The organism is Alienimonas sp. DA493 (assembly GCF_043951915.1).
In the GTDB taxonomy this organism is placed as follows: domain Bacteria; phylum Planctomycetota; class Planctomycetia; order Planctomycetales; family Planctomycetaceae; genus Alienimonas.
Genome location: NZ_JBINJD010000149.1, coordinates 1 through 12,369 on the forward strand (window position 1 = coordinate 1; position 12,369 = coordinate 12,369).

The 12,369-nt window shown below is 68.5% G+C and carries 6 protein-coding genes and 1 pseudogene; 4 read left to right on the top strand and 3 right to left on the bottom strand.

What is annotated here, in order from left to right:
* Positions 1-206 precede the first annotated feature (206 nt).
* Positions 207-885, top strand: a pseudogene (locus ACG2DA_RS18075) (IS5 family transposase).
* Here ACG2DA_RS18075 and ACG2DA_RS18080 read toward each other — a convergent pair.
* Positions 791-1,249, bottom strand: coding sequence for a hypothetical protein (locus ACG2DA_RS18080; protein ID WP_395257405.1), 459 nt, complete (start codon positions 1,247-1,249; stop codon positions 791-793). The pseudogene ACG2DA_RS18075 and the gene ACG2DA_RS18080 overlap by 95 nt on opposite strands.
* A 2,567-nt stretch (positions 1,250-3,816) precedes the next feature.
* Between ACG2DA_RS18080 and ACG2DA_RS18085 the strand changes: the two genes are divergently transcribed.
* On the top strand, positions 3,817-4,536 hold the full coding sequence (locus ACG2DA_RS18085) for a hypothetical protein (RefSeq protein ID WP_395257395.1): 720 nt from the start codon (positions 3,817-3,819) through the stop codon (positions 4,534-4,536).
* Between the two features lie 933 nt (positions 4,537-5,469).
* On the opposite strand, the gene ACG2DA_RS18090 is transcribed toward ACG2DA_RS18085, so the two are convergent.
* Entirely contained in the window at positions 5,470-5,646 is a 177-nt protein-coding gene (locus ACG2DA_RS18090) for a transposase (protein ID WP_395257397.1), read from the bottom strand.
* A gap of 145 nt (positions 5,647-5,791) precedes the next feature.
* Between ACG2DA_RS18090 and ACG2DA_RS18095 the strand changes: the two genes are divergently transcribed.
* A protein-coding gene (locus ACG2DA_RS18095) for an IS630 family transposase (RefSeq protein ID WP_395257399.1) occupies positions 5,792-6,930 on the top strand; the annotation gives its coding sequence in 2 pieces (ribosomal slippage) (positions 5,792-6,224 and positions 6,224-6,930; 1,140 coding nt in all).
* A gap of 273 nt (positions 6,931-7,203) precedes the next feature.
* On the opposite strand, the gene ACG2DA_RS18100 is transcribed toward ACG2DA_RS18095, so the two are convergent.
* The gene (locus ACG2DA_RS18100) at positions 7,204-10,377 is read right to left on the bottom strand and encodes a caspase family protein (protein ID WP_395257401.1); all 3,174 of its coding nucleotides are present in this window, start codon (positions 10,375-10,377) and stop codon (positions 7,204-7,206) included.
* A 539-nt stretch (positions 10,378-10,916) separates the two neighbouring features.
* Here ACG2DA_RS18100 and ACG2DA_RS18105 point away from each other — a divergent pair.
* On the top strand, positions 10,917-12,369 hold a 1,453-nt coding region (locus ACG2DA_RS18105; protein ID WP_395257403.1), incomplete at its 3' end, for a caspase family protein.

The window sequence follows — 12,369 nt, forward strand, 5'->3', positions numbered from 1 at the left end:
CGCGACCTTATGAGGCGGGGCCATGAAGAATCCTCCGTGGGGAAACCGCCGCGGAGAATATCCATCTATTCGGATCAGCTGCAACGCTCCACTAGGCGGTGTAGATAAAGCGGCTGTGGGGCGGCAGGCTGCGGCGGTCCTCCCGCCGCGACGGATCCGCCCCGGATGTCCCGCCACCGTTACGAGTTGACGACGAGCAGCGGGCGATGCTCGAGCCGCTGCTGCCCCGCGGCGGCCAGCCCGGCGCCGACGACCGGCGGTTCCTGAACGCCGTCCTGTTCGTCGCCAAAACGGGCGTGCCGTGGCGGGACCTGCCGCCGCGGCTGGGGAACTGGAACAGCGCCTGGCGCCGCTTCAGCCACTGGGCGAGGGAGGGCCGGTGGGAGCGGCTCGCCGCGGCGCTGGACGACGCGGACTTGGCCGAGCTGCACCTCGACAGCACGAGCGTCCGGGCTCACCCGCAGGCCAGCGGCTCCCGCCGCCTGCCGGGCGAGGGAAAAAAGCCGCCGACGATCGCCGCCGGCTCGGCCGCAGCCGCGGCGGGTTGATGACCCAGCTGCACGCCGCCGTCGACGCCGCGGGGCGGCCGGTGCGGCTGTGCCTGACCGCGGGGCAGGCCGGCGACGCGACCGCCGTGCCGGCGCTGCTGTCGGGCCTGCGGCCCGGCATGGTCGTGGCCGACCGAGCCTACGACGGGAGCCCAACGCGGGCCCGTATCGCCGCGTCCCGATCCCCCACGACGCGGCAGCGTACCGCCGCCGCAACGTCGTGGAGCGGTTCTTCGGACGGCTCAAGCAGTTTCGCAGAGTCGCCACCCGCTACGAAAAGCGGACCGAAGCGTTCCTCGGCATGTGCTGGTTCGCGGCCGTCGTCGCCGCGCTGTGATGGCTTTATCCACACCGCCTAGTTCGCGGGAGACGGCCCACTTCCCGGCCCGCTTCACGGCCCCGACGCGGGAGTTGATAGTCGTGCGGGCGAGCCCGGCGGCGATCATCTCCTCCCAGAGTTCCGCCAGCCGGACCGGGCCGAAGTCCGCGACGGGGGTGGGGCCGTACCGCTCCCGCCACAGCCGCAGACTCAGACGGAGGTTGTCGAGAGTCCGCGTCGGCTTACCGTCCTCGTCGACGTAGTACCTCTCGGCCCACTCCTTGAACCGGAGCAGCAGCCCGGAGGCCGTCAGCGACTCCCCCGGGCCGGCGGGCGGTCGGCGGGCCGCCGGTTTCCGCACGCCGGCGGACAGCGGGACCACGTCCGACTCCTCGTGGACCTCACCTCGGCGATGAATTGCCGAAAGACCCTCTCCGCCTCGTCCATCTCATACTGACCGAAGTCGTGGTCCTTCCCCCGTCGGTGACACTGCGCCCGGCCGGTGGCCTCATGACGGGAGAGGCCGGGGACGCGTTTCTTGGGCCGGGGTAAGACGGAGGATTCTGTTACGCCGGTCCCTAATCAGTTGATCACGAAACCCCGCTCTTGGGACGCCCCCGTCTGCTGACGGGTGTTGCCTCGATCGTTGAGGCGGCGGGAACTGACGACAATTGGGCGCGGCGGGATTCGAACCTGCGACTTCCACCGTGTGAATCTGCCCGTCGGGTCCGCCGGGGAAGGGAGCGTCTCACTGCTGTGTGAAGGGGTGAGAGGCGGATCGTACGGCATTTTCAGATCCGTTCCAGCGTTCTCACCCAGTCGCGTCCCGTCGCGTTCGCTCCCGCCGGGTCTCGTTCAAAGCTGGTCAAACGGGCCGCGAGAGGGGGTTTCCTGGTCAGGCTGACCGGGTTTCCGCCGCCCTCCTCGACCCGTCGACGGACCTGCTCCGGACGGCACAACACCGCTCCGTGCCGGCAGCCGAAGTCGGAGTTCGAAGCAGGACCGGTTCCCGGACCTCGACCGGGTTGTTCCCGGCTGCGACAACTGGGCCGGCGTAACGCTTTCTTGGACGGACGCCGCCTTCGCCGACCGGTTAGCCTGCCTGCCGGATGCCGGCACCGACCGGTGCCCGGTCACGCCGGAGGCGGCGGGCGATACGCTGCTGATCCGGACTGCCGAGGAGGGCGGCGTCCCGGGGGGCTGACGACGTCTCCCGAAACCCGCGGCGGCGCGAACTGGGTAACCGACCGACGGTCCGCCGCCCTGGGCCATGGCAGTCAGCTGCGGGCAGTGGGCGCTGAACGGGCCGGAAGAGTCGGTCCGCTGCCGCATGTCGACCAGCAGGGACGCCCCCTCCCCGGCGGGGCCACGCTGGCCTTCGCCACATTGGCCGACGATCCGATTCCGGCGGAGCATGCCGCCCAACTGACTGCCGACGGTCCGGCGTCCGTCGAACCTACGTTTTCCGCTCTTTCCGTTCCGAAGAGAAGAGTCTCCGCCCCGACTAAGCACCACACCGCGAACGGAGGGTCCGCCGCCGAGGCGAAGAGGTTGGCCGCGGACCTGCGAGAGCTGAAACGGCGGGACCGGCTGGTTTCCTCCGCCCTCGTCAGCCTCAAGCGACTGGGCTCGCTTACCGCCTAGACCGCCGTCCCCCAAGCTCGAAGGAGGCCTCATGCCGAAGTTGAATGCGAGCCTGTCCTATAGATACCGAGCAGCCGGACTACGGCAGCCGCGGAGCGACGGGGAACCTCGAGGCAAAGTTTCGGCGGACCTGCTGAAGGATCCGGAATGGCTCCGCCGGCAGATCTACGGCTGCTTCGGCGTGAGCCGCGAGGCCATGGACGCGGAGTTTGGGTATGGCGGACGGCCCGCCTGTCAGCAGGGTCAGGGGCGCAAAAACCAACCCGCTCCGCGTCTCACAGCAGCGCCGCCCGCGACGGGGCGGCAAGTAACCCCTATGCCGGCAACGGCCGCATGGCCAATGTTTCTTCGTCCAACAACTGCGGCGGACTGCCCCGCATGGAGAAGCAGGTGCCGGCACTGCACGCCTTCAGCCGGAGAGCCGGTGTGGAATTGCGCCAAGAACTGCAACGGCGGTTTGGGCCAACCACTGCGGAGGAGTTGAGCCATTGGTCAGCAAGCGACGTGAGCGAAGGACTAAGGGAGCGGGTCAGGAGCTGATCGAACGCGTTGGGCAGGAGGACCCCGCCTCGCCCAGATTCGATCGCGGCGAAGTCTTGTTTTTACGTGCCGGCCATCGTGAGGATTCCGCGTCGCGCAGTGTATCCGACTGGTTTAGATTGATTCATGCGCTCTGGGAGACAGTGGTCGCCACCGCGGGTCGGTCCTGCAGGTCGCTGCCGGTCGGGAGCCACGGCCAAGTCACCGCAAGACGTCAGAAATACGGCACGGATCGCGAAGAACTTTGCCTGAGCCAGTTGCTTCACGCCCGAGTCACGGCCCCGAATCCTCAGAGGGTATTTGCCCTCGAATACCTCAGCAGCCACGTCAGTTCTTCCGTCGTAACATTGCCGCGGCTGTTCAATACCCCAGCGGCTTGTCGAAGACGCCACCGCTCATATTCAGTTCGGGCGGAGCGACGTCATCTTGCCCCGCGCGCTGAATGCACCGCGGCGGGCCTCTGGGCGACGGACCAGCTCGTCACTATTTGACGGGGCCGTGAAGAGGGCTGATAAGTCCGCATTGGTGACGGCGAACGGGGAGCTTCGCTCCGGCCGAACGAAAAACCTGGAAAGAATCGATTTCCTCCGTTGCGACGGCGCACGCGGTCGAGCAGGATCACGTGCGGCGTCGTATTTCTTGAGGCGACGTCCGAACGCAGGGAGGCGTGTGCCCGGTTCTAGTTCGCCATTTGTCGGGCGAGCGGGAATCAACTTCTCTCTGCAAATTCACATTTGCAGATCCACCCCCTCGAAAGTGTGATTCATGATCAGTTCCCTCATGCGGGCGCCCCTGTCAGTCTGCCTCGCCTTCGTCTTCGGGCTGCCAGTCTTCGCCCAAGACGGGGCGGACGCTCCCGCCGCTGACGCCGCCCCCGAGGCTAAAGCGGAAGAGACCGCCGCGGGTCGGGCTGTACGGAACATCGCCCTCGCGCAGCAGTTGGTGGAGTACGGCGTGACGGAGAAATCCCCGGCGGCGCTGCTCGCCGCGGCGGAGATCCTGCACGACAACCCCACCTCGGGCAAACCAGCTCCGGGCGTGTCCGTGGAAGGCGGCGAGCCGCCAAAGGAGGACGGCCGTAACGACGCCGCAGGGGTGCTCGCCGCCGCGGAAGAGATGGCGAAGTCAGAAGGCATGACGGATCTCGATGGTGCCATCCTCCGCTTGAAAAAGAAGCTCGCCGAAAAGCCCAGGGGCGGTTATCCCCATCCGCACAGCTTCGAGGGGCACATCCACGGAGGGCAGACCGTGACGTACCGCCACGTCCACTTCCACGGACATAATCACGCGGAAGTTCACCCCGAGCATTACCACGGCGGCCGAATTGATCTAGATCTGATCGTCCTGAACCGCTGGGGCCACCAGGTGGCCGCGGATACTTCGCCGTCTTCACGGGCCTCCGTCCACTGGGACGGCGACGGCGATTACACGATCCTGGTCAAGTTTTACGGCGATCACGCGGACTATCACCTGACAACGAACTGACCGCGAACCCTCATCCTATCGGTTCCGCACCGTTTCGCACGACGCCCGTCTGCCTCGCAGGCGGGCGTCATTCGTTCGCTCTCACCTCTTTCTCATTAGCGAGCCTTGGAATGGCCAATGCTGCTCCCGCGATCCCGTCGGTCTACGCTGCCGTCCCCCCTAGCGATGCAGCCCGCGCGGACAGAAAGCGGCACCGCCAACGAAACTCGCGCTGCTCGTCGGCTGCAATGGTGGTATGAATGTCGTTTGGCAGGGCATTTATGGCTAGATTCTGTCTCACGAATCCAGCAGTCCTAAATACCTGCAGATGATCGCGAGGTGGACCATGCCGAGGAAATGCAGGCCCAGCCTCTCGAAGCGCGTGCCGACCCGCCAATTTTCCTTGAGCCAGCCGACGCAGCGCACGACGGCGTTGCGGCGGCGGTAGGTCGACTTGTCGAAGCGGGGGTTCGTCGCTGATTTTTGCGGGTCGGAATGACGGCCTTCACGCCGCGGCCTCGCAGGTATTAGCGGATCCGCGGGTCGCTGTAGCCTTTATCGCCGGCCAGCACCGTCGACCGGGTGCGGGGTCGGCCGCCGCCCGGCCGCGGCAGCCGAACCCGCTCAACCGAGGACCAAGCCGCGTCGGCACGTGGGCCTGCCCACCCGTCAGTTTGACCGCCAGCGGCACGCCGACGCTGTCGCAGATGAGATGCACTTTCGTGCCGTACCCGCCCCGGCTGCGGCCCAGGGCGTGATCCCTCGGTTCGGCCGCCGCCTTTCCCCCCCGGCGGGCGCCCGCAGCCGACCGCAAGGCCCGGACGACCGTCGCGTCCACGTACCACAGATCCGCGTCGATCCGCCCCCGCTCGTCGAGCCCCAGTCGCAGAGCTCGAGAATCTTCAGCAGCGTGCCGTCCTTCGCCCAGCGGGCGAACCGGCCGTGGACGGTCTGTCACGGCCCGCAACGGTCGGGAACCTCCCGCCACTGCGCCCCGGTGTGCAACGCCCACAGCACGCCGTTGAGCACGGTCCGGTGATCTCGCCACTGGCCACCCCGCCGGCCGTTCTCGGGCAACGCCTCTTTCACCAGTCCCCACTGGCCGTCCGTCAACTCGTACCGCCGCACCATCGACGCCGCTCGCTCCTTCTTCTGATTCGGCGGGCGGCGATTCTACGCGGCGACGATTCGTGAGACAGAACCTAGTGCTGTGTCATCACGAGTACTTCGGGTGTATTCTCCTGGGCGGGGGAGTTTCGCTGGGAAGGACCGATCGATGGCCAAAAAGTACGTGCTGTGCCTGACCGCCGAGGAGCGGGCCGCGCTGGATGCGATGACGCGCAGGGGGACCGCCGCGGCCCGCAAGCTGGCTCGGGCCCGGGCGTTTCTGCTGTGCGATCAGGGCGAAGGCGGCCCCGGCTGGAAGGACGCCGACGTCGCCGCGGCGCTGGGCGTGACGACGCGCAGCTTGGAAAGCTGGCGGAAGCGGGCCTGCGAGGACGGCCCGATCGAGTCGCTGAAGCCCCGGCCGCACGTCCGTAAGATCGAACCGCTCTTGGACGGGGCGGCCGAGGCCGAACTGATCAAGTTGGCCTGCTCGACCCCGCCGGAGGGCCGAGCGCGGTGGAGCCTGCGGCTGCTGGCGAGCCGGCTGGTGGAGTTGGAGGTCGTGGAGGCGGTCTCGCACGAGACCGTCCGGCGGGTTTTGAAAAAAACTCGGTGAAGCCGTGGCTGAAAAAGCAGTGGTGCGTGCCGCCCCGATGCAACGCGTACTTCGTGGCGGACATGGAGTGGGTCTTGGACGTGCATCGCCGGCCGTACGACCCGCGGTTTCCTGTGATCGGCATGGACGAGCAGCCGAAGCAATTGATCGCCGAAGTCCGCCGGCCGCTGGCGACGCGACCGGGCTCGCCGGCGAAGGTCGACTGCGAGTACGTCCGCCGCGGCGTGGGCTGCGTGTGGATGTTCAGCGAGCCGCTGGGCGGCTGGCGGAGCGTCCGGGCCACGACCAGGAAGACCGCTGTGGAGTGGGCCCGGCAGGTCCGCGATCTGGTCGATCATCCCCGCTACGCGGGAGCCGAGCGGATCACGCTGGTCTGCGACCAGCTAAACACGCACGCGGTCGCCTCGTTTTATAAAGCGTTTCCGCCGGCGGAGGCGCGCCGACTGGCCCGGAAGATCGAGCTGGTCCACACGCCCAAGCACGGCTCCTGGCTGAACATGGCCGAGTGCGAACTGAGCGTGCTGACGCGCCAGTGCCTGGGCCGGCGGATCGCGGAGCTGGAGACGGTCGAACGCGAAGCCGCGGCGTGGGCGGCGGCCCGCAACCGCGCGCAAACCGGCGTGGACTGGCAGTTCACGACCGAGCAGGCCCGAATTAAACTGAAGTCGCTCTACCCGAAGGTCGTCGAGTGACGGAGCACTAGGCCTGCAGAGCACTTCGGTGTCGGATTGGCGGGTCAGTTGAAGAGCGGAGCGCAAATGACCCTGTCGGTGTTGCTGTGCACGCTCCCGCGGGACAATTCTTGTCGAATGCGCACCTCTGAGATTGCTACGACAGGTCTCTATGCTGTTGCCAGCTAACGGGATTCTGCCACACCCGACCGGCCGCCCGCGTCGGCCCTCCATTGCCGCCGTAAGGGGCGATAAAGGGTCGCGCACTGGCGTCCACCGGAAAAGGCCAGGCGCTCAGGGGCGGTTCCTGTCAGCGCGCTCGCCGGAATCGGGCGTTTCGTGGAAAGTCCACCCGGGTGGCAGTGACGGGCGGCTGGCGGGGGGATAGACGACGTCCTCCCAGTGAGCGACGCCCCCGCCCGCCTCCTTCATGGCCGTCACCAATTCGTCCGGGAGATCGACCGGAGCCTCGCCCTTCAGAGCGGCCCGACCGACTGCCAATTGAAACAGCCGCCATCCGCCGCCGGCGCCGCGGAATAAGGCCACGCCGTCCGTATCGTACAATAGGAACAGGATGGTCGCCCGATCGACCGGCAACAGTAGGCTGGGCGAGCCGGTCTTCGCCCGGAGCACGTCTTCCCAAAGCTGAGCGAGGACGCCGGTGTCGTCGTCCAGTCGCGCCTGGAGCGTCGCCTCCAGGAACGGGCGTAGGAAGCGGACGGAATCTTCGTTGAGGTAGCTCGGCGGGATCAGACCGTAGAGGGCGGCGGCGTCGGATCGGGCGGCGAGGGCGGCGGCCTTCCGGTCCTGCTCGGACGCGGTGAGGTCGGAGGCGGCCTTCGATTGGGCGGCGAGCAACGCCCGCCCCACCGCCAGCAGCGGTTCCAGTTCCGTGCCCTTCAGAACCCGCTCCTCCTCCAGGCGACGCCGGTCGACGTCCTCCAGCAGGGCGCGGAGCGCCGCGATTCGCTCCCCGCCGGCACCGTCCGGCCCGCAGCCGTTTTTCTCCAGGCACACGGCCGCCCCCGCGACAGTGCGGTACAGCTCCGCTTCCGCCCGCTGCGAGGGGAGCAGTGCCGCAATCACGGCGCCGGCCTCGCGTAGGTCGGCCTCGGCCCGGTCGCCGCTGCCTAGCATCGCGTGCACGATTGCCCGCTTGCACAGCAGGCGGGGCTGAACGGCCGAGCGTTCAATCGGCGGCAGGGAGTCGAGTTGTTGGAACGCCTTGCCGAGCGCCTCGGCGGCCAGTTCAACTTTGGGGACGGGGGCGAACAGCAGGCTGTCAGCGAGTCGCTCGGCCGTATTCGTCCGGCGGAGGGCGAGCAGTTCGCGGCCGCGGGCGTCGCCGGCGGGCAGGTCGGACAACTCCTCAAGCACCGATTGGTAGCCCTGCCGGGCGGGGTCCAGCTGCCCGGCGAATCGGCGGGCCATCGCCAGCCCGTGCGCGTCGTGCAGTTTCAGGAGCTTTGAAGCAAGGCCGGCGTCGGAGCCGGGGGCGGCTTCGAGTTCGGTGCGAGCACGAAGATCCCGGGCCTCCTCGAAGAACTTCGCCGCCTCGCCCAGCCGCCACTGGTCCATCAACAGCCACGCCGTCCGCTCCCGCACGTGAGCCCGCAGGGGGTGCCCCTCCGGCAGTTCGTCGGCGCGCCGGCGGGCGGCGTCGTAATCGGCCCGCGCGTCGTCCCAGTCGGAGAGATCGCGGCGTGCCAAGGCCCGCAGGCAGAGGAGCTCGATCTCCAGCAGGGGCAGCGGATCCGACAGCCGCGCAGCCTCCGACAATCCGCGGTTGGCTTCGCGGAGCGCCTCCCGGGGGCGATCGACCCCTTGCAACCAGCGGGCGTAGTCCGCCCGGCAGAGGGCCTGCGCGGCGACGTGGGCGTGCCGGTCGGCCTCCGACCGGTCCGTTCCCGGCCGGCTCCGGCGCAGTTCGAACAACGCCCGCTCGTACGCCTCGCCGGCCTCGGCCCGGCCGAGTCGATGCCGGACCGCAGCGGACAGGTGCGCGTCTCCCACGGCGTCCGCCTCCGCGATCAATCGGCCTTGGGCCGCGTCGTCCGCGGACTCCCAGCCGAAGCTGCGCAGCTCCCAAACGACGTTCGCCAGATCGTACTCCTCCTGTAGAGGGCGATCGTTGGCGTAGGCGGCGACGTCCTCCCACATCGTCGCCAGCAGGTCCGCGGGGGCCGGATGCTCCCACGGGCAGGGCGCCGCCGCCCCGCCCCGGGAGGCTCCCGCCGCGTCCTCGGTCCCCTCGGCGTCCGGCTGAACCGGCCGCACCGTCACCCGCAGGCGGGGACGCACGGCGGCGGCGAACTGCGCGTCGGTCCGCAACGAGGGCAGCAGCCAGGGGGTCTCCTCAAACCACCACAGCCCGCTGAGTCCCGGCAGCCCGGCGAGCGTCGCGTCTGGTCCCTCCCGAGTGATCGGCGAGGTGCCGGACCCGAAAAAGTAAAACTCGCCGTCCCGCCCCTTAGTCAGTGGTCCGCTGACCAATTTCTGCTTCACCCGCCCATCCCGCATCGCGTCGTAGACGCCTGCGGCCAGCCGGCGGGCTCCCAGTGCCCCAGTGCGGTGGTCGTTTAGGTTGGAAACAAACGCTTGGGCGAACGGAGAATGGCCGTCGGCCCCGTCGGCGGCCGTGGCGTCGGCCTCCGTCGAGGCGATCCCGTAGGTGATCTCCGCGGCGAATAACTTCGGATCGACGCCCGCGGAGCGGCTCGCCCCCCGATCCGCAGCGTCTTTGAACATGGCGCCGGAGTGGCAACTGTCCAGCACCACCAATCGATGCTTTGCGTCGGCGTTCTCGAGCACCTCCGAAATGGCACTCCAACCGAGGTAGGACGAGGGAGTGATCGCCCCGTCGTAGAGATATAATTTCCACGGCAGCAGAGCCGCCTCCTTCACGGCGGGGTCGGACTCCGGCGATTTTCCGTGGCCGGCGAAATAAAAGAGCAGGCTGTCCCCGGGCTCGGTCTTGCCGGCGACGCCCTCGACCACGCTCAGAATGGAGCCCTTCTCCGCCTCCGCCCCGGTCAACAGTTCGACGGTCTCCTCGCTGTACCCCTCCAACCGCAGCAGCGCGTCGCGGACGGCCCGGGCGTCGTGCTCGGCGTTGCGTAACGGCGTCACGCCGTTGTCACGCAGGTCCTTGCGGTCCTGCTCCGACATGTCCTCGGAAGTGTAGTCGTAGTCGATCCCCACCACGACCGCCCAGCAGCGCCCGTACCGCAGCGCGGCTGGGTCGACGGCGCCGCGGGGAGTCGCCTCGCCGTCCGGGCCGACGTCGGTGAGCAACCGTGTCCCGCGGGCGACGTTCGCGTCGGCCGGGTTCGCCTCCGGCGACGTCGCGGGCGGATCGGCGGCCGCGGTCGCGCCCCACCAGAGGAGGCCGCCGCAGAGGAGCCCCCAGCCGCAAAGACGAACGCCGCAGAGACGCCGGCTCGCACGGGGCGGCCAGGGAAAGGACACGAACATCGTCGATGCGGGCTTAGGGAACGGGGTGCCGGCGAATTCCCTTCGATTTGCCTGCGGACCCTATCCGCCACGTCGTGCGAGTGGGTCCGAGAGCGTCCTTGCCTTCCGGCCGCTATACACTCTAGCGAGACCAGCGTCGAAAATGTCAATCGAATCCCAAAGCTGGCGTTGACATTGCGGCTCAACGCCTCCCCGACGACCCGGCGGTCCCCGCTTCCCGATCTCCCGCGACTGGCTGGGAGGTCCAATGAGTGGATTGATCCGGGGCGCGAGAGTGGCGGCACCCGACGATAGCGGTAATTCTCGTCGCGGCGGCGAGGCCGGTGGCCCCGGCGGCACGAAGAATCCGCTCTTGAAGATGTGGACACCGCCGCACTGCTCGCCGACCATCATCCTGAAGCTGCACATCGCCCGTCCGCGTGAGGACAAACCACCTGACTAGTAACTGACGGATGCACCGGCCGACTCCCCGCCGCTCCGGTATAGGCCTTTTCCCCTGCACTCTCCCAGTTTCCTCCGGCTCCTCACCCGATATGCCGCCCGCCGTCACAATTTTGACCCTCGCGCTGGGGCTCCTACCGGTCCAACCGCCGGATACGTCGCCCGAGATTCTGTCGAGCAGCTCGGGGGTCGGTCGGGCGCTATTAATCGGTTGCTCGGATTACGAGACGTTCGACCAGGATCTGCTCGGGCCCGCGAACGACGTGCAGCTGTTCGCGGAGCTCCTGCGAAAGCACTTTGGCTTTGAGGAGCGGAACGTCATGCGGTTAGCCGGTTGGCCGGACAATCCTGCCGCCCGACCGACGGCTGAGAACATCGCCGCCGCCTTCGAGCGGCTGATCGCCGCCACTGAGTCCGGGGACCGGATCGTCATCTTATTAGCCGGGCATGGGACGCGATTGCCGATCCCCGCAGCTCAGATCGACCCGCTGGATCCGGCGAACCCGGAGCCGGACGGGTTTGATGAAGCTTTCCTCCCCGCCGATTACCGACCGGCGACCGAGGAGAGTATCGCCAACGACGAGGTCCCTGCGTCCCGGGCCGGCCGGGCCCTGCGGGACGACGAGTTCGGCCGCTGGCTGGATCGGCTAGAGGCGCGGGGGGCGCACGTGTGGATCCTGTTCGATTGCTGCCATTCCGGCACGATGACGCGGTCGGCCGACTCGCGGGAGCGGACGCGGGGCGTACCCGCCGCCGCCGTCGGGCCGTCGTCGGCGGCGCTGCAGGCCGCCGCCGCGAAGGTCGAAAGCCTGCGCGACGCCGCTCCCGAATCAGCAGGAGCAATGCCGACGGCGGGCGAGTCTTCGGCAACCGGCGCCGCGGCGGGGGGAGTCTCCGGGGAGCAAGCGGGACTGGCCGGCACGGGCATGAGTCGAGCGGAGGGCGGTGGGTCGGTGGTGGCCTTCTACGCGGCGCAGGCTTTCGAGACGGCGCCGGAGACGCGTATCCCGTTCGACGCTCCGGACCTGCCGGACAACTATCACGGCGTGTTCACGCACACCCTCTGCACAGTGCTGTCGGGCGGCGGGGTAACAACCTATCGCGGACTTGGCCGGCGTCTGTTGGCGCAATACCGGGCGGATCGAGGCTCCCACGGACCGACGCCCTTCTTCGCCGGTCCGCTGGACCGGGCGGTGCTGGAAACGGGTGCCCCGGCCGATCCGCCGGCCCCGCAACTGACGCAGCGGGGCGGCGTGTGGTGGGTGGAGGGAGGGGCGCTAGCCGGGCTGCAGGCCGGTTCGATCCTCGCGGTTCGCGCCGATGACGCCGGCCCCGAGGCCCCGCCGCTCGCGTTCGTCAAAGTCACCGCCGCCGGTCCGACCGAGTCGGAGGTCGTTCCGACCGGCCACGACGGCGTCGCCCCGGTATCCGCTGACGCGCTGCCGGAGGGCGGGCGGTGCGAGGTGGTCGTGCGGGACTTCGGCGACGCGAGGGTTGGCCTGAGTCTGCTGCCCCACGCCGGGGCGGACGCGGCGGCGGTCGCCG